This window comes from Microbacterium sp. NPDC057741, from assembly GCF_042798735.1.
Taxonomy (GTDB): Bacteria; Actinomycetota; Actinomycetes; order Actinomycetales; family Microbacteriaceae; genus Microbacterium.
Genome location: NZ_JBHVJW010000001.1, coordinates 1,374,224 through 1,390,225, shown reverse-complemented (window position 1 = coordinate 1,390,225; position 16,002 = coordinate 1,374,224). Strand labels below are relative to the sequence as shown.

Below are 16,002 nucleotides of genomic sequence, written 5' to 3'. Positions count from 1 at the left end.
TCGGTGAACTCGGCGCATAGTCTCTCCTTCGCATCCATCGTTTGTGGAATATAACTTCCACGAAGCGAAATCAAGGGAGATTTCCAATGTCAACATCGCTGAGTCGGGCCGCCGCCCCCGAATCCGCCGAGCGCGTCTACCGGAAGGTGTTCTTCCGGCTCGTCCCGTTCCTCATGCTGCTGTGGGTCGTCGCCTGGATCGACCGCGTCAACATCGGCTTCGTGAAGCTGCGGATGCTGGACGACCTCGGCTGGAGCGAGACGATCTACGGCATCGGCGCCGGCATCTTCTTCATCGGCTACTTCCTCTTCGAGGTGCCCAGCAACCTGCTGCTGCAGAAGATCGGCGCGAAGAAGACGATCATGCGCATCACCCTCGGCTGGGGAGCAGTCAGCATCCTGATGATGTTCGCGACCACGCCCGAGATCTTCTACACCCTGCGTTTCCTGCTCGGTGTGTTCGAGGCCGGCTTCTACCCCGGCATCATCCTGTACCTGACCTACTGGTTCCCCGCGAACCGTCGCGCCAAGGCCTTCGGCATGTTCATGTCGGCCTCCGCGTTCGCCGGTGTCATCGGCGGCCCGCTCGCCGGCTGGATCATGAACACCATGGACGGCGTCGCCGGCCTGGCCTCGTGGCAGTGGGTCTTCATCATCGAGGGCATCCCGTCGATCATCCTGGGTATCGTCACGTTCTTCTACCTGACCGACCGTCCGAAGCACGCCAAGTGGCTGACTCCGACCGAGCGCGAGTTCGTGCAGGCCGAGCTCGACAACGAGGTGCACGCCGAGGAGAAGCAGCACAGCATGCTGGGCGCGCTCAAGGGCAAGACGATCTGGCTGTTCATCCTCATCTTCTTCTGCATCATCGCGGCGAACTCCTCGCTGACCTTCTACGGCCCGACGCTGATCGCCGAGGTCGGCTTCGGAGACCCGCTGGTCGTCGGCTGGATCATGGCCGGCATCAACCTGCTCGGCGCCGCCGGCATGATCTCGGCCGGCTTCATCTCGGACCGCACCGGTGACTCGCGCATCCAGACATCGATCTCGGCGGCACTCGGAGCCATCGGCCTCGCCGGTGCCGCACTGCTGATCAACACCAGCCCGATCGGTGCGATCTCCTGCCTGGCTCTGGCTCTCGTCGGCACGATGTCGGCGATCCCGGTCTTCTGGCAGATGCCGAACCGCTTCCTGATCGGAGCGGCCGCCGCCGGTGGCGTGGCGCTGATCAACTCGATCGCGAACCTCGCCGGCTTCTTCGCCCCGACGCTGCTCGGCAGCCTGAAGGACAGCACCGGCAGCCTGGCTCCCGGTCTGCTGATCGTCGCCGGCGTGGAGATGCTCGCCACGATCCTGATCATCGCGCTGGTGCCGAAGTTCAAGGAGTCTGCGAAGACCACCACGATCAGCGTCCCGATCGTCGAGACCGAGGCCGAGGTCGCGCAGGTTCCGATCAAGGACGGCGGAGAGGTCAAGGCGTGACCACCCTGAACGAGATCAACGAGCTGGACAGGGACGCGTTCGTCGAGGTCCTCGGACCGATCTTCGAGCACTCGCCCTGGGTGGCCACCGCCGCCTGGGAGTCCCGCCCCTTCGCCGACATCAGCGAGCTGCACCGGGCGATGTTCGCCGTCGTCGAGGCGGCGGACCGGCAGACGATCCTCGACTTCCTGAACGGCCACCCCGCCCTCGCGGGCAAGGAGGCCGTCGCCGGGGAGATGACCGACGAGTCGGTCGGCGAGCAGGCGAGTGCCGGGCTGAACTCCCTCAGCTCGGAGGAGTTCGCCCGCATCACCCGGCTGAACACCGACTACCAGGCCAAGCACGGGTTCCCGTTCGTGCTCGCGGTGCGCGGGCACGACAAGGACTCGATCCTCGCCGAGTTCGAGCGCCGCAAGGACAACGCGACCGAGGCCGAGCTGCAGGAAGCCCTGGGCCAGATCGCCCTGATCTCGCGCGGGCGCCTCGACCGGGCGCTCACGGTCTGACCGACATCGACACGACACCGAGGAGACACACATGACGAACCACGAGGACCACGTCCGCCAGGCACTCGCGCAGGCGCGTATCGCCGAGGCAGCAGGGGATCACCCCTACGGCTCGGTCATCACCGGACCTGCGGGCACGCTGGTCGTGCGCAATCAGGTGGAGACCACCCACGACGTGTCGGCGCACGCCGAGCTGGTCGCGGTCCGCGAGGCGGGGAAGCAGTGGGGCCTCGGCCTGTCGGATGCCACGCTCATCACGACCTTCGAGCCCTGTGCCATGTGCCTGGGTGCGATCGTCAACTCGGGCGTGCGCGACCTCGTGATCGCCATCCAGTCGGTGCCCGGCATCCAGGCATCCGGCGACTACTCGGTCGAGAATCTGCTCGACCTGCTGGGTGTTCGTGACGAGTTCACGATCACCCGCGGCGTACTCGGCGACGAGGTCGCGGAGTACTACACGGGGCTGGCTGCCTGATCCACAGCTGAGCGAGCGGGGGCGGTGCCGGAAGGCGCAGCCCCCGCTTCGTGATGCCGCCGCCGCAGCGGAAGTCTCGTGGGTCGCTCAGACCAGCAGTTGGTGTCGCGCCAGGTCCCGATAGAGGGGAGTGGACTCGAGCAGCTCGTCATGCGTGCCCTGGCCGACCACGGTGCCGTCCTGCAGCACCACGATGAGGTCGCTGTCGACGACGGTGGACAGTCGGTGCGCGATCACGACCAGTGTGCGGTCTGCGGAGACCGCGTCGATCGCCTCGCGCATCCGCTGCTCGTTGACGCCGTCCAGCGACGAGGTCGACTCGTCGAGGAGCAGGATCGGGGCCTCGGTCAGCAGTGCCCGCGCGATCGCGAGTCGCTGGCGCTCGCCGCCGGAGAGCATCACACCGTCCTCGCCGACCGGGGTCTCAAGGCCCAGCGGGCCGCGCTCCAGCACGTCGCCGAGGTTCACCGCCCGCAGTACGCGCTCGCAGTCGGCGTCCGTGGCATCCGGCACAGCCAGACGCAGGTTGTCGGCGAGCGTTCCGGCCAGCGTCGGAGCATCCTGCTCGACGTAACCGAACTGCGCGCGCAGCTCGTCGCGCGGGTAGGTGCGCAGATCGTGCCCGGCGAGCCGGATCGAGCCGCCGGTCGGGTCGTAGAACCGCTCGATCAGCGAGAGGATCGTGCTCTTGCCGGCGCCAGAGGGCCCGACCAGCGCGACGCGCGCGCCACGCGGCACGGCGAAGGACACACCGCGCAGCACCTCGCGCACCGCTCCGCTCGCTGAGCCGGACGACGTGTCCGTCTCAGCGGCCAGGTGCGCGTCGGCGAGCAGGTCGTTCGCGGCTTTCGCGGCCGCCTCGCGAGCCGCCACCACGTTCTCGGGGTACTGGAAGCGCACGTCGCGGAACTCGATCGCGGCGGAGCCGGCGACCGGCGCAGCCGTTGCCGCGGCATCCGGTTCGTCGGCGTCGGTCTCGGCCGGCAGATCGAGGATCTCCTGGATGCGGCCCAATGCGCCGAGCGCCTGGTTCACCGACGTGATCGCGCCGAACGCCTGTCCCAGCGGCATGATCAGCATGAACAGGAACATGATGAACGTCACCAGTGACGCGATCGTGATCGCGCCGGATGCCACGCGGAAGCCGCCCACTCCCAGCACGACCAGCAGCGACAGCTGCAGGGCGATACCGGCGATCGGCACCACGAGAGACGAGATCTTCGCGATCCGCACGCCGATGCCGTAGGCCTCGGTCGCGAGGCCCGTCACGGCCTCGGTCTCGCGCTCGGTCGCACCGGAAGCGCGCACAGTGCGGATCGACGACACCGCGCGCTCGACGCCGGATGCCAGCTCGCCGACCTTCTGCTGCTGTGCGGTCGACGCGGTGCGGATGCGGCCGCTGAGCAGCACCACCACGATGACGGATGCCCCGATCACGAGCACGATCAGCATCAGCAGGATCGGGTCGATCACCAGCATCGCGATGAGTGCTCCGACGAACAGCAGGGCGCTGCCCACGGCATCCGCGAGTCCCTGGGTGAGCACGGCGTAGAGCAGCGTGGTGTCGGTGCCCACGCGCGAGACGAGGTCGCCGGTGCGGCGTGCGTCGAACTCGCTCACGGGCAGATGCAGGATGCGGCCGATCAGGCGGCGCCTGCTGGAGAGCACGACGGCGGTGCCGGTGCGCTGCAGCAGGTAGTGCTGGTAGCCGGAGATCACCGAGGACAGGATCACGAACGCGATCAGCGCCCAGATGAGCATGCCCAGCGGCAGGCTCTCCTGCACGCGCTGGATGACCTGGCCGACCAGCAGCGGCTGCACGAGCGAGGCCGCCGCGCCGACGATGCTGAGGATCGTGACGACCACCAGCACCTTCTTGTGTTCGAACAGGAAAGGGAGGAGCTGGCGGAACGAGGCGCGCGGACCGTCCTGCTGCGCGCCGCGCCCGCGTCGGCGTGCTGTCGCCGTGCGAGACATGGAGAGACCTTCTTCGATGGGGGCTGATCCATTGTGCTCCGGACTCCTTATGGGCCGCCTGTTCGTTTCACGCGGGTGCCCATTCGTCAGCGAATCCACTACCGTGATGCGGGTGCCCGCACCTGTCATCGCCGCCGAGGGTCTCGTCAAGGCGTACCGCTCCAAGGGGAAGCCCGATTTCCTCGCCGTCGACGGCCTGAGCTTCGAGGTCGCGCCAGGGGAGTCGTTCGGACTGCTCGGACCGAACGGTGCAGGCAAGTCGACGACCATGAAGATGGTCGGAGCGGTGTCGGCCCGCACGGGCGGCGAGCTCAGCATCCTCGGGCTCGACCCCGACCGGTACGGGCCCGAGATCCGCTCCCGGCTCGGCGTCGTGCCGCAGCAGGACACCCTCGACGGCGAGCTGAACGTGCGCGAGAACCTGTACATCTACGGCCGCTACTTCGGGCTGCCCGCGAAGGTCTGCAGGGAGAAGGCGGCCGAGCTGCTGGAGTTCGCGCAGCTCGAGGACAAGGCGTCGTCGAAGGTCGAACAGCTCTCCGGCGGCATGAAGCGCCGACTCACGATCGCCCGGGGGCTGATCAACGACCCTCGCATCCTGCTGCTGGACGAGCCGACGACCGGCCTCGACCCGCAGGCGCGGCACGTGCTGTGGGACCGGCTGTTCCGGCTCAAGGAGCAGGGCACCACGCTGGTGCTCACCACGCACTACATGGATGAGGCCGAGCAGCTCTGCGACCGGCTCGTCGTCGTCGACAAGGGCCGCATCATGGCCGAGGGCACGCCGGCCTCGCTGATCCGCGAGCACTCCAGCAGGGAGGTTCTCGAGGTGCGTTTCGGCTCGGCGCACAACAAGGAGGCGGCGAAGCGGATGCAGGGCATCGGCGACCGCGTCGAGGAGCTGCCGGACCGCGTGCTGGTCTACGCGCAGGACGGCGAGGCCGCGCTCGAGCAGGTCAGCGCCCGCGACCTGCATCCGATCACCTCGCTGGTGCGCCGATCGAGCCTGGAGGACGTGTTCCTGCGGCTGACCGGAAGGTCGCTGATCGAATGAGCACGTCTCATCCGGTTCCTGAGCGCCCTTCGTCTCGCTCCGCTCGCTCAGGATCCGCGGGAGACGAAGGACCCACGATCGACGAGCTGCGGACCGAGGCGATCGCGGCGGCGCGGCTGCCGCGACGGCACGGCTCGCTGTACGTGGCCGAGCACATCATCCGTGCGATGCGCGCCTACGGCTGGACCCTGGTGGTCGGCGCCGTCGGGCAGCCGGTGCTGTACCTGGTCGGCCTCGCACTCGGCCTGGCCGCACTGATCCAGGCGCCCATCCAGGACGGCGGGCAGCAGGTCGGGTACGTCGTCTTCGTGGCGCCCGCGCTGCTGATGAGCGCTGCCATCACCGTGGCATCCGAGGAGTTCAGTTACCCGGTGATGGCCGGCTTCAAATGGCGCCGCTTCTTCTACGGGTTCAGCGCCTCGCCGCTCTCCTCGGGGCAGATCGTGAACGGCGAGGTCCTCGGCGTGACGGCCCGCGTGGTACTGACGGCCGGGCTGTACTACGTCTTCCTGCTGCTGTTCCCGGCAGTCGAGACGCCGGCGACCGGATGGATCATGATCCTGGCGGGCATTCTTGCCGCGCTCGCCTTCGGCATCCCGATGCTCGCCTATGCGGCATCCCTCGAGGAGGACACCGGGCAGTTCGCACTGGTGCAGCGCTTCGTGTTCATGCCGATGTTCCTGTTCTCGGGCACGTTCTATCCGCTGGACACGCTGCCGGTGTGGCTGCAGTGGATCGGCTGGATCTCGCCGCTCTGGCATGCGACCGAGCTCGGGCGTGACCTGTCATATCCCCGCGAGACGAGCGGTCTGATGGTCGCCGTGCACCTGGTCGTGCTGCTCGCCTTCGCCGTGGGCGGCTACCTCGCCGCCCGGCGCATCTTCGCCAGGAGGCTGGCCGCATGACGACGACGGAGGCGACGGATGCCCCGCGCGTGCGAGCCGGGGGAGTGCGGGCGCTCTGGGCGGGCAACCCCTGGTCGGTGGTGCTGCGTGGGCTGATCGCCGCGCGATCGTCGAGCTTCGTGGTGATCCTGTCCGGCTTCTTCGAGCCTGTGCTGTATCTCGCATCGATGGGCATCGGCCTCGGTGCGCTGATCGGCGACGTGCAGACCGAATCCGGGGCATCCGTGCCCTACGCGGCCTTCATCGCACCCGCGCTGTTGGCGGTATCGGCGATGAACGGTGCGATCTACGACTCCACCTGGAACGTCTTCTTCAAGCTGAACTACGGCAAGCTCTACGAGGGGATGCTGGCGACCTCGCTCGGCCCGCTCGACGTGGCGCTCGGCGAGATCATCTACGCGCTGCTGCGCGGCCTGGTCTACGCGAGCGGCTTCATGATCATCATGCAGATCTGGGGCCTCAACCTGTCGTGGACGGCGATCCTTGCGCTGCCGGCGGTGGCGCTGATCGCGTTCGGCTTCGCGAGCTTCGGCATGGCCGTGACCAGCTACATGAAGGCGTTCCAGCACATGGACTGGATCCAGTTCGTGCTGATGCCGATGTTCCTGTTCTCGGCGACGTTCTACCCGATCACGGTCTACCCCGAGTGGGTGCAACGGGTCGTTCAGGCGCTGCCGCTCTGGCACGGCGTCGAACTGATCCGCGGGCTGACCACCGGGGCGCTGTATCCGGGGATGCTGTGGCACGTGCTCTACTACGTGGTCATGATCGCGATCGGGCTGGTCTTCACGACCAAGCGACTGAGAGCGCTGTTCCTCGGCTGAGCCGGCTACTGATGTCCGTACCGCTTGTGCGCGGCCTGCTTCGAGATGCCGAGGGCGCTCGCGATCGCCTGCCAGGAGTATCCCGTCAGGCGCGCGCGGCGCACCTGCGTCTCTTCCGCGCGCGCGAGTTCGCGACGGATGCCGGTGAGCCGGTGCAATTCGGCGAGCGGCTCGCCCTCGGGCTCGGTGGAGATCGCAGTACGCGTGGTCATGGTGTCAATCTAGGTTGACGATTCGAGTTTGTCAACCTGGATTGACGCTGCTCGTGGAGGGGTGTCCCTGTCCGGCAGTGCGCAGCACGTTGATCACGTCCTCGAGATCGGTGCCGGTCGCCGCTGTCTCGTCAGCGAGATCACGGATGCGGCGGATCACCGACGTCGGCAGCAGGCCTGCCGACTTCGACACCCTGGTGCCGGCCGCGGTTCGCGTCACGACCAGTCCGTCCTGCTCCAGCATCCGATAAGCCTTGGCGGCCGTGCCCTGGGCGACGCCGAGGTCGGCGGCGGTCTGGCGGACAGTCGGAAGCCGCTCATCCGCGCCCAGTTGACCCGTGACAATGAGTGCACGCAGCTGGCGGTAGATGTCGACGGCGGAGCCGCCGTCCTCGTAGGCGGCGATGAGGGGGCTGGCGGTCATCGGAGTGCCGCCGTCGCGATCGGCGCGTCAGCCTCCGCCAGTGCGTCGGGGCGGGCGCGCCGGAAACCTTCGCCCGCGACGACCAGCACAACGACGAGCCCTGCGGTCTCGAGGATCGGCGCGAGCCAGCCCGCCGCGACGGCGAGCTCGGCGTAGCGCCAGGTGGCGTCGTAGTGCCCGTCAACGCGGTCTCCGAGGATGGTCAATGAGGTGCCGGATCCCGCGCGCGCGATGAGCCACCACGCTCCCGACAGTGTGAGAAGCATGGCCGCTGTCGCGACCTGCGTCACGCCGGCGGCGATCGTTCGGCGCGCGGCCCGTTCGGCGGCGATCGTCTCGGGGCGCGAGAATGGGCGCGCCGCGTTGCGGTCCAACGCGGCCCAGGCGAGGGCGCCGAGGGCTGCCGTGCAGATGAGGACGGGGACGCCGTAGCTCCAGCCGTAGAACAGCGCGAGGATCGGGCGGATCGACGGCTCGTTGGCGATGGGGATCTCAAGCCAGACGTACAGGCCTTGGCTGTTCGGGGAAGAGGCGAAGCCCGCGGTCAGGGTGGTCACGATGAGCGCGAGCGAGACGACGGACGCCGCGACGATGGCGGCTGGGGTGCTGAAGCTGGTCCACGTCCGGCGTCCGGGCGTTGCAATCGGCTGCTCCGGGCGCTGGCTGCCCCTGGTCAGGATCATCGCCAGGACGACGCTGATTCCGACGGCAGCGGCCGCCAGGGGAGTGGCGAATCGCCACCAGTGGATGAACTCCGAATCGGTGATGATGTATCCCCGCTCGATGAACTCGGCGATGAACAGGGCGACGATCGCGAGCGCGACGACCGAGATGGCGCGACGTTCGGCGGTGTACTTCCGCGGAGCCGCGGGACTGCTGTTGTCGTCCGTCCGCGGCCTCGGGCGGAACAGCAGGATGCCTCCGGCGATGACGATCGCGGCGAGGAGCGCGATAGGTGGGAAGAAGAGGATTCCGGAGAGGAACGTGACTGGGTCGAACGCGGCTGCGCTGCTCGGCATGATGCCTCCTGAACTGTTTGTGTCATATGTCTATCACAACTTGTGTCTCGATCAAGGTACAAGATGTGTGGCAGGGTGGGCGGATGCTGATTCCGCCGAAAGCCCGTCCCGGTGATCGTGCCGCCGTCCTCTCGCCGGCCTTCGCCGCGCCGGCGGCCTCGGCGGCGATCCACGAGCAGGCGATGCGCCGGCTGAGGGACGAGACCGGGCTGATCCCGGTGGAATACCCGACCACACGGCAATTGGACGCGAGCCCCGAGGCCCGCGCGGCCGACGTGAACGCGGCCTTCGCCGATCCGAGCATCCGAGCGATCCTCGCAACCATCGGCGGTGATGACCAGATCCTCGTCACGCCGCACCTCGATCCGGTGGTCGCTCAGGCAGACCCGAAGCCGTTCCTCGGGTACAGCGACAACACCAACATCCACAACTGGCTCTGGATGCACGGCATCGCGAGCTTCTACGGAGGGTCCACTCAGGTGCATCTCGGGGCGGGGCCGGGTATCGACGACGTTCATCTGCGCTCTCTGCGCGCCGCGCTGTTCGAGGGCGGCGAGATCGAGCTCACCGAACCGGGGGAGTCGGAGGACTTCGGTCAGCGCTGGGATAGCCCCGAGTCACTCACCTCGTTCGGCGAGCGCGAGCCGACCGAGCCGTGGGTCTGGGCCGGGCCCGCGCGACGAGTGGCCGGGCAGACCTGGGGCGGATGCTTCGAGGTCATCGACGAGCTCGCCATCGCCGGTCGGCTGCCCACCGTCGAGGCTCTCGAGGGCTCGATCCTGCTGCTGGAGACCAGCGAGGAGCTGCCTCGCGCGGACTGGGTGCGCCGGTGGACGCGCAGTCTCGGCGAGCGCGGCATCCTCTCGGCTGTGGCGGGCGTGATGGTCGCTCGGCCCGTGGTCAGCAACTTCGATGTGCGACCGTCGCCGACGGAGCGGGCCGAGCTGCGCGCCGCCCAGCGTGACGCCGTCATCGGCGAGGTCGCACGGTACAACCCGGATGCCGTCGTGTGCGTCGGCGTGCCGTTCGGGCACACCCGCCCGCAGTGGATCCTGCCCTACGGAGGCACGGTGGCACTCGACGGAGCCGCCCGCACCGTGACGGCGCAGTACTGAACGTGGCGTGACGGCTGCGGAGCTCGCGGACTGAGCGCTACTCCAGCCCGTGCTCGGCGAGCCACGCCTTCGCCACCGTGCGAGGGACGCGGAGCAGCCAGGCATCCGTCAGTGTCTCGCGCAGCAGCTGCTCGTCGATCACGTCGAGCCTGGTGAGCACGGCGGGGAAGCCGTCGAAGTGCGGGATCGTGAAGAACACGTCGGGATAGGTCTCGAGCAGCGCGGCCTTCGCCTGCTCGCCGTCGACGCGGATGCCGACGATCACGCCTCCCGGCCATTCGCGGCCGAGCGCGTCCAGCTGCTCGAGATCGTGCTGACGAGGCGGGCGCTCCCAGGCCAGCATCCCCGCGCCGGTGCGCCAGGAGGCGCCGCCGCCGTGGCCCTCCACCTTCTCGGAGACGCGAGGGAACTCCAGAGCGATCCTGCGCACATCGTCGAGCGTCGCCATGCGGCCAGCGTAGACGCGAAGAGCCGCCGATGCACGGGCATCGGCGGCTCTTCTGACGATGCGGCTACAGCTGCGGCTGCGCCGCGATGCCGAGGTCGTCCTCGTAATCGCGATCCTTCGTCTCGGGCGAGAGGATCAGCGCGATGAGGGTCAGCACGGCCATCACCGAGAGGTAGATGCCGACCATCCACGACGATCCATCGGCCGAGGCCCAGAGCCACACGGCGATGAGCGGGGCGACGGCGGCGCCGAGGATCGACGACACGTTGTACGCGATCGCCGACCCGCTGTACCGCACATTCGTCGGGAACAGCTCGGGCAGCAGAGCGCCCATCGGGCCGAAGCTCAGGCCCATCAGCAGGAAGCCGAGGATCAGGAACGCCTGGGTCATCGCGACGCCGTTGGGGTCGCTCGCCACCGGTCCGAGGAACCAGGGGAAGGTGAGGCCGAACAGGATGATGGCGATCGTCACGCCGATCAGCAGCTTGCGTCGGCCGATCCGGTCGGCCCACGGCCCGGACACCATCGTGAAGATGCCGAAGAACACCACGCCGACGATCTGCATCAGCACGAAGTTCGTGTAGCCGAAGCCCTGGCCGGGATAGAACTGCGCGGCGAACGTGGCCGCATCGAAGGGGAGGCCCTTCGCCTCTGCGGCGGCCTGCGCGGCGGCGGACGCAGCCTCGAGCGTCGCCGGCTTGGTCCCGTAGCTGAGCGTGAAGTTCGTCATCAGATAGAAGAGCACGTAGGTCGCCAGCATGATGAACGTGCCGAGGATGAGCTGCTTCCAGTAGTGCCGGAACACGGTGGCCAGCGGCATCTTGCGGATGACGCCCTTGTCCTCGGCCTTCTTGAACGTGTCGGACTCGACGAGCTTGAGACGCACCCACAGTCCGATGATCACCATCACGGCCGAGAACAGGAACGGGATGCGCCAGCCCCAGTCGAGGAATGCCGCGGACTTCAGTGCCGGGTCGGACTGGTGCGGCAGCGCGAAGTTGATGATCAGGAACAGGCCGTTGGCGATGATGAACCCGAGCGGGGCACCCAGCTGCGGGAAGGTGCCGTACCAGGCGCGCTTGCCCGTGGGCGCGTTCTCCGTGGCGACCAGCGCGGCCCCCGACCACTCACCGCCGAGCGCGAAGCCCTGGGCCAGGCGCAGCAGCAGGAGCAGCAGCGCCGCCACCCAGCCGATCTGCTGGAACGTGGGCAGCAGTCCGATCAGGAACGTCGCGATACCCATCGTGAGCAGGGACGCCACGAGCGTGGCCTTGCGGCCGTACCGGTCGCCGAAGTGGCCGAACACCATCGCGCCGATCGGCCGTGCCACCATGGCGGCGCCGAAGACGGCGAACGAGGCGAGCAGGGCGGTGGTGTCGTTGCCGGTGGGGAAGAACAGGATCGGGAAGACCAGCACGGCAGCCGTGGCGTACGCGTAGAAGTCGTAGAACTCGATCGTCGTGCCGATGAGGCTCGCGAGTATGACCCGTGATCGGGGGTTCGCGGGCGCGCTTGTCGTGGTCATGGTGATCCTCCGGTCGTGCGTTCCCAGCGCTGGATCGGAGTCTAGGGGATGGCCGCCCCCTCCGGGGCAGCGCTACCGCGCGGCTCGGTGTCTGACGAAGGCTCAGTGCCAGAAGAAGCCGAGCGCGGCGTTCAGAAGTGCGAGCACGCCGACAGCCCAGAACGCGCCGGCCGGCACCGCGTCGCCGCGCTTCTGCTTCGCCATGCCCATGCCGATCAGACCGCCGATGATGATCAGGACCACGAGCTTGACCGTGATCTTTATGTAGAAGCTCATACCGGGAGTCCAGTCGATGCCCCACGGAGCAGCGAGTGCCAGGCCCGCGACACCCGCGATCGCCAGCCCGACGTTCATCAGCTGCGTGAACTGGTGCTTTCCGCCGACCGCCTGCGCGAGCCAGGCGCCGAAGAGCGTGGCGAAGCCGAGCAGATGGATGAACACGACGATCTCGCGGAGGGTTTCCATGGCTTCAGGCTAGCGGAGCGGGTGCCGGTACATCCACGGGTCGTCGAGCATCCTTCGTCTCGTCGCTGCGCTCGTCTCTCGTCGCCGCGCTCCTCGCTCAGGAACCGGGGTTTCCGGGTCCTGAGCGAGCGCAGCGAGACGAAGGACGTCAGCCGCGCAGCTCCGCGACGACGCGGGCCATACGCAGCGCGGCATCCGCGGCCTCGGCGCCCTTGTCCTCCTTCGAGCCGGGCAGACCTGCACGGTCGATGCCCTGCTGCTCGTCGTCGAGGGTCAGCACTCCGAAGCCGACCGGCTTGCCGGCATCCAGCGCGACCCTGTTCAGGCCGTCGGTGGTCGCCGCCGAGACGTACTCGAAGTGCGGGGTGCCCCCGCGGATGATCACGCCGAGCGCGACGACCGCATCGGCACCACCGGCGAAGGCGGCCTGCGCGGCGAGCGCCAGCTCGAATGAGCCGGGCACGCGCACCAGCGAGTGCGTTGCGCCCGCGGCGTCGAGCGTGCGCTGCGCGCCCGCGATGAGTCCGCCGGTGATCACGTCGTGCCAGGTGCCGGCGACGACGACGACGCGAAGGCCGGTGCCGTCGATCGGGGCCTGCTGCGTAGGTGCTCCTGCGCCGCTCATGCGTTGTCCTTTCCGTGCGCGAGGGCCTCGGCGAGTTCGGTCTCGCCGATGATGTGGCCCATGCGGTCGCGCTTGGTCTCGAGGTACTGGTGGTTGTTCGGGCCGACACCCACGATCAGCGGGACCTGCTCGACGACGTCGAGGCCCAGCTCGCGCAGCTGCTTCACCTTGTCGGTGTTGTTGGTCAGCAGGCGAACCTTCGAGACGCCGAGGTCGGAGAGGATGCCGGCGGCGGCCGCGTACTCGCGGGCGTCGGCGGGCAGCCCCAGGGCGAGGTTGGCGTCGACGGTGTCGAGGCCCTCCTCCTGCAGCGCATACGCGCGCAGCTTGTTGATCAGTCCGATGCCCCGGCCCTCATGGCCGCGCATGTAGATGACCACGCCGCCCTCCTGCTCGATCGCGTCGAGTGCGGCCTGCAGCTGCGGCCCGCACTCGCACTTGAGCGAGCCGAAGGCCTCACCGGTCAGGCACTCGGAGTGCACGCGCACCAGGGCGGTCTCGCCCGGCTCGCCGGAGACGACCGCGATGTGGTCGGTGCCGGTGATGCGGTCCTTGTACGCCAGGAAACGGAAGGTGCCGTGCTCGGTGGGCACGGTGGCGTCGGCGCGCAGGCTCACCCGGCGCTGCGTCTTCTGCGCGACGCAGTCGGCCTCGTCACGAGGGTCGGTCTCGTTCAGGTGGCGGATGAGCTGCTCGATCGTGATGACCGGCACACCGTCGCGCTCACCGAGCTCCATCAGTGCGGGCAGGCGCATCATGCTGCCGTCCTCTGCGACGACCTCGGCGATCGCCGCGACCGGCTGCAGGCCGGCCAGCCTCATCAGCTCGACCCCGGCCTCGGTGTGGCCGCCGCGCTGGCGCACGCCGCCGTCGACCGCGCGCAGGGGCAGGATGTGGCCGGGACGGATGACGCTGGTCGCGGTCGACTCCGGGTTCGCCAGCACGTTCAGCGTCAGCGAGCGGTCATGGGCGCTGATGCCGGTGGTGACACCCTCTGCGGCATCCACGCTGACCGTGTAGGCCGTGGAACGGGCATCCTCGTTCGTCTCGACCATCGGCGGCAGGTTCAGCCGGTCGGCGAGGTCGGCGGGCATCGGTGCACAGATCAGACCCGAGGTCCAGCGCACCATCCACGCCATGGTCTCAGGCGTGGCGAGCTCGGCCGAGATGATGATGTCGCCCTCGTTCTCGCGGTTCTCATCGTCGGCGACGATGACGGGGCGGCCGGCGCGCAGAGCGTCGACGGCTTCGGTGATGGTGGACAGGCTCATCGCGAGCCTCCTTCCGATCGGAACGCGAGCAGACGCTCGACGTGACGGGCCAGGATGTCGGTCTCGAGGTTGACGCGGTCGCCGACGGCGAGCGCGCCCAGGATGGTGGCGGTCAGGGTCTCGGGGATGAGCGAGACCTCGAACCATGCGGCGGAGGCACCCGCGGGGCTCACCGCGCTGACGGTCAGCGAGGTGCCGGCGACGGCGATCGACCCCTTGTCGACCACGAGCGGGGCGAGGTCGGCGGGCAGCGAGATGCGCAGCACGCTCCACTGATCGCCGGGGCGCACCTCGAGCACCTCACCGGTGCCGTCGACGTGCCCCTGCACGATGTGGCCGCCCAGGCGGGCGCCCACCGGCATCGCCTTCTCGATGTTGACGCGGGTGCCGACCTGGACGGATGCCAGCGCCGAGACGTCGAGCGTCTGCTTCATCACGTCGGTGTCGAACGTGTCGGCGGTGGAGCCCACGACGGTCAGGCACACACCGCTGACGGCGATCGACTCGCCGTGCACGGCATCGGATGCGGCGCCGGGCGCGCGCACGGTGAGGCGCCAGCCGTCGCCTGAGGGGGTGATCGCGGTGACCTCGCCGATCTCCTCGATGATTCCGGTGAACATCAGTCTCCTTCTTCCACGAGATGTGCGATCGCGAGCAGGTCCGCACCGAGCGGGCGCCATTCGTCGACCACGAGTCTGCGGGCGTCGGCGATGGTGCCGACGCCGATGTCCGTGAGCGCGAGCCGGTCGCCGCCCAGCAGCACCGGTGCGACGTAGGCGAGGATCTCGTCGGCGAGGCCCTGCGCCAGGAAGGCGCTCGCGAGGGTCGGGCCGCCCTCCACGAACACGCGCTGCACACCGCGCTCGCGCAGGTCCTCGAGCGCGGCCGCGAGGTCGCGGCCGTAGAACAGCGGGGCGTGCGGATGCCTCCGCACCGCCGCATCCGCCGGCGTCTCGCGCGATCCGATCACGACAGGGACGGGCTGGTGCGGGTGGAGCGCGTCGCCGTCGCGTGCGGTGAGCGAGGGGTCGTCGGCGAGCACGGTCCCGGTGCCGACGACGATCGCGTCGGATTCCGCGCGGCGCGCGTGCACATCGGCGCGGGCGACGGGTCCGGTGATCCACTGGCTGGTGCCGTCGGCTGCCGCGGCACGTCCGTCCAGGCTCTGCGCCCACTTCACCGTGACGATCGGTCGGCCGAGCCGCTGCACGGCGAGCCAGTCGCTGATCAGGGCCTCTGCGGCGTCGCGCTGCTCGCCGGAGAGCACATCGACGCCCGCCGCGCGCATCCGCTCGGCGCCGCCGCGGGCCTTCTCGCTCGGGTCGTCGAGCGCGTACACGACGCGGGCGACTCCCGCGTCGATGAGCGCCTGGGAGCAGGGGCCGGTGCGTCCGGTGTGGTTGCACGGCTCGAGGGTGACGATCGCGGTCGCGCCCTGCGCGGCGCCGGGCACGAGCTTCGAGAGCGCATCGACCTCGGCGTGCGGGGTGCCGGCGCCGTGATGCCAGCCCTCGGCGATGATCTCGCCCGCCGGCGAGAGGATCACCGCTCCGACCTGCGGGTTCAGACCGCGGGGGCCGTTCGCTGCCAGTGCGAGCGCGCGCGACATCGCATCGCGTTCCGCCTCGGTCACTGTCATCCGCCGTCCTTTCCGGACTCCGGGGGTGCCGAGGCGC

The 16,002-nt window shown here is 68.8% G+C and carries 18 protein-coding genes; 7 read left to right on the top strand and 11 right to left on the bottom strand.

Going from position 1 to position 16,002, the window contains the following annotated elements:
* Nucleotides 1–86: 86 nt before the first annotated feature.
* From ACFVDO_RS06730 to ACFVDO_RS06720, 3 genes are read left to right on the top strand one after another with little or no spacing between them, the layout of a single operon-like run.
* Complete coding sequence (locus ACFVDO_RS06730; protein ID WP_378859711.1) at nt 87–1,481, top strand: MFS transporter; 1,395 nt, start codon at nt 87–89, stop codon at nt 1,479–1,481.
* A complete protein-coding gene (gene uraD / locus ACFVDO_RS06725) occupies nt 1,478–1,987 on the top strand; it encodes a 2-oxo-4-hydroxy-4-carboxy-5-ureidoimidazoline decarboxylase (protein ID WP_378859712.1) in 510 nt (169 codons plus the stop codon). Before ACFVDO_RS06730 ends, uraD begins: the two co-directional genes overlap by 4 nt.
* 31 nt (nt 1,988–2,018) lie before the next feature.
* Entirely contained in the window at nt 2,019–2,462 is a 444-nt protein-coding gene (locus ACFVDO_RS06720) for a nucleoside deaminase (protein ID WP_378859713.1), read from the top strand.
* An 87-nt stretch (nt 2,463–2,549) separates the two neighbouring features.
* On the opposite strand, the gene ACFVDO_RS06715 is transcribed toward ACFVDO_RS06720, so the two are convergent.
* Nucleotides 2,550–4,439, bottom strand: coding sequence for an ABC transporter ATP-binding protein (locus tag ACFVDO_RS06715; protein ID WP_378859714.1), 1,890 nt, complete (start codon nt 4,437–4,439; stop codon nt 2,550–2,552).
* 112 nt (nt 4,440–4,551) lie between these two features.
* Here ACFVDO_RS06715 and ACFVDO_RS06710 point away from each other — a divergent pair, with 112 nt between their 5' ends.
* Genes ACFVDO_RS06710 through ACFVDO_RS06700 form a run of 3 tightly spaced genes read left to right on the top strand, consistent with a single transcriptional unit; the run spans nt 4,552 to nt 7,222 of the window.
* Nucleotides 4,552–5,493, top strand: a complete 942-nt coding sequence (locus ACFVDO_RS06710) for an ABC transporter ATP-binding protein (protein ID WP_378859715.1) — start codon at nt 4,552–4,554, stop codon at nt 5,491–5,493.
* Nucleotides 5,490–6,398 carry an ABC transporter permease gene (locus ACFVDO_RS06705; protein WP_378859716.1) on the top strand — a complete coding sequence of 303 codons (909 nt, stop codon included), beginning with the start codon at nt 5,490–5,492 and terminating at the stop codon, nt 6,396–6,398. Before ACFVDO_RS06710 ends, ACFVDO_RS06705 begins: the two co-directional genes overlap by 4 nt.
* Nucleotides 6,395–7,222: an ABC transporter permease gene (locus tag ACFVDO_RS06700; protein ID WP_378859717.1), complete on the top strand. Its 828-nt coding sequence runs from the start codon at nt 6,395–6,397 to the stop codon at nt 7,220–7,222. Before ACFVDO_RS06705 ends, ACFVDO_RS06700 begins: the two co-directional genes overlap by 4 nt.
* 5 nt (nt 7,223–7,227) lie before the next feature.
* Here the strand turns inward: ACFVDO_RS06700 and ACFVDO_RS06695 are convergent, their stop codons facing one another.
* From ACFVDO_RS06695 to ACFVDO_RS06685, 3 genes are read right to left on the bottom strand one after another with little or no spacing between them, the layout of a single operon-like run.
* The gene (locus tag ACFVDO_RS06695) at nt 7,228–7,434 is read right to left on the bottom strand and encodes an AsnC family protein (RefSeq protein WP_378859718.1); all 207 of its coding nucleotides are present in this window, start codon (nt 7,432–7,434) and stop codon (nt 7,228–7,230) included.
* Nucleotides 7,435–7,465: 31 nt separating this feature from the next.
* A complete protein-coding gene (locus ACFVDO_RS06690; protein WP_378859719.1) occupies nt 7,466–7,858 on the bottom strand; it encodes a GntR family transcriptional regulator in 393 nt (130 codons plus the stop codon).
* Nucleotides 7,855–8,877 (bottom strand): hypothetical protein, encoded by a 1,023-nt coding sequence (locus ACFVDO_RS06685; RefSeq protein WP_378859720.1) that lies wholly within the window; start codon nt 8,875–8,877, stop codon nt 7,855–7,857. The genes ACFVDO_RS06690 and ACFVDO_RS06685 overlap by 4 nt, the downstream gene beginning before the upstream one ends.
* Nucleotides 8,878–8,960: 83 nt before the next feature.
* Between ACFVDO_RS06685 and ACFVDO_RS06680 the strand changes: the two genes are divergently transcribed.
* Nucleotides 8,961–9,992 carry a S66 peptidase family protein gene (locus ACFVDO_RS06680; protein WP_378859721.1) on the top strand — a complete coding sequence of 344 codons (1,032 nt, stop codon included), beginning with the start codon at nt 8,961–8,963 and terminating at the stop codon, nt 9,990–9,992.
* 37 nt (nt 9,993–10,029) lie between these two features.
* Here ACFVDO_RS06680 and ACFVDO_RS06675 read toward each other — a convergent pair whose 3' ends face one another.
* The 7 genes from ACFVDO_RS06675 to ribD form a co-directional block, all read right to left on the bottom strand.
* Nucleotides 10,030–10,440: an MmcQ/YjbR family DNA-binding protein gene (locus ACFVDO_RS06675; protein WP_378886844.1), complete on the bottom strand. Its 411-nt coding sequence runs from the start codon at nt 10,438–10,440 to the stop codon at nt 10,030–10,032.
* 64 nt (nt 10,441–10,504) lie between these two features.
* Nucleotides 10,505–11,965 carry an MFS transporter gene (locus ACFVDO_RS06670; RefSeq protein ID WP_378859566.1) on the bottom strand — a complete coding sequence of 487 codons (1,461 nt, stop codon included), beginning with the start codon at nt 11,963–11,965 and terminating at the stop codon, nt 10,505–10,507.
* Between the two features lie 102 nt (nt 11,966–12,067).
* Nucleotides 12,068–12,430 (bottom strand): Fe-S protein, encoded by a 363-nt coding sequence (locus ACFVDO_RS06665; protein WP_378859567.1) that lies wholly within the window; start codon nt 12,428–12,430, stop codon nt 12,068–12,070.
* Nucleotides 12,431–12,578: 148 nt separating this feature from the next.
* Nucleotides 12,579–13,055, bottom strand: coding sequence for a 6,7-dimethyl-8-ribityllumazine synthase (gene ribH, locus ACFVDO_RS06660; protein ID WP_378859568.1), 477 nt, complete (start codon nt 13,053–13,055; stop codon nt 12,579–12,581).
* Nucleotides 13,052–14,326: a GTP cyclohydrolase II gene (ribA, locus tag ACFVDO_RS06655; protein ID WP_378859569.1), complete on the bottom strand. Its 1,275-nt coding sequence runs from the start codon at nt 14,324–14,326 to the stop codon at nt 13,052–13,054. The genes ribH and ribA overlap by 4 nt, the downstream gene beginning before the upstream one ends.
* Nucleotides 14,323–14,946, bottom strand: coding sequence for a riboflavin synthase (locus ACFVDO_RS06650; protein ID WP_378859570.1), 624 nt, complete (start codon nt 14,944–14,946; stop codon nt 14,323–14,325). Before ACFVDO_RS06650 ends, ribA begins: the two co-directional genes overlap by 4 nt.
* Nucleotides 14,946–15,965, bottom strand: coding sequence for a bifunctional diaminohydroxyphosphoribosylaminopyrimidine deaminase/5-amino-6-(5-phosphoribosylamino)uracil reductase RibD (gene ribD, locus ACFVDO_RS06645; RefSeq protein WP_378859571.1), 1,020 nt, complete (start codon nt 15,963–15,965; stop codon nt 14,946–14,948). Before ribD ends, ACFVDO_RS06650 begins: the two co-directional genes overlap by 1 nt.
* Nucleotides 15,966–16,002: the final 37 nt, after the last annotated feature.

What these genes read in the sequence shown, in the direction of transcription:
- ribH (WP_378859568.1), bottom strand. Translation starts at nt 13,055, where the DNA reads ATGAGCGGCGCAGGAGCACCTACGCAGCAGGCCCCGATCGACGGCACC.
- ribD (WP_378859571.1), bottom strand. Translation starts at nt 15,965, where the DNA reads ATGACAGTGACCGAGGCGGAACGCGATGCGATGTCGCGCGCGCTCGCA.
- ACFVDO_RS06720 (WP_378859713.1), top strand. Translation starts at nt 2,019, where the DNA reads ATGACGAACCACGAGGACCACGTCCGCCAGGCACTCGCGCAGGCGCGT.
- ACFVDO_RS06675 (WP_378886844.1), bottom strand. Translation starts at nt 10,440, where the DNA reads ATGGCGACGCTCGACGATGTGCGCAGGATCGCTCTGGAGTTCCCTCGC.
- ACFVDO_RS06715 (WP_378859714.1), bottom strand. Translation starts at nt 4,439, where the DNA reads ATGTCTCGCACGGCGACAGCACGCCGACGCGGGCGCGGCGCGCAGCAG.
- ACFVDO_RS06665 (WP_378859567.1), bottom strand. Translation starts at nt 12,430, where the DNA reads ATGGAAACCCTCCGCGAGATCGTCGTGTTCATCCATCTGCTCGGCTTC.
- ACFVDO_RS06730 (WP_378859711.1), top strand. Translation starts at nt 87, where the DNA reads ATGTCAACATCGCTGAGTCGGGCCGCCGCCCCCGAATCCGCCGAGCGC.
- ACFVDO_RS06705 (WP_378859716.1), top strand. Translation starts at nt 5,490, where the DNA reads ATGAGCACGTCTCATCCGGTTCCTGAGCGCCCTTCGTCTCGCTCCGCT.
- ACFVDO_RS06650 (WP_378859570.1), bottom strand. Translation starts at nt 14,946, where the DNA reads ATGTTCACCGGAATCATCGAGGAGATCGGCGAGGTCACCGCGATCACC.
- ACFVDO_RS06685 (WP_378859720.1), bottom strand. Translation starts at nt 8,877, where the DNA reads ATGCCGAGCAGCGCAGCCGCGTTCGACCCAGTCACGTTCCTCTCCGGA.
- ACFVDO_RS06680 (WP_378859721.1), top strand. Translation starts at nt 8,961, where the DNA reads ATGCTGATTCCGCCGAAAGCCCGTCCCGGTGATCGTGCCGCCGTCCTC.
- ACFVDO_RS06690 (WP_378859719.1), bottom strand. Translation starts at nt 7,858, where the DNA reads ATGACCGCCAGCCCCCTCATCGCCGCCTACGAGGACGGCGGCTCCGCC.
- ACFVDO_RS06670 (WP_378859566.1), bottom strand. Translation starts at nt 11,965, where the DNA reads ATGACCACGACAAGCGCGCCCGCGAACCCCCGATCACGGGTCATACTC.
- ACFVDO_RS06695 (WP_378859718.1), bottom strand. Translation starts at nt 7,434, where the DNA reads ATGACCACGCGTACTGCGATCTCCACCGAGCCCGAGGGCGAGCCGCTC.
- ACFVDO_RS06700 (WP_378859717.1), top strand. Translation starts at nt 6,395, where the DNA reads ATGACGACGACGGAGGCGACGGATGCCCCGCGCGTGCGAGCCGGGGGA.
- ribA (WP_378859569.1), bottom strand. Translation starts at nt 14,326, where the DNA reads ATGAGCCTGTCCACCATCACCGAAGCCGTCGACGCTCTGCGCGCCGGC.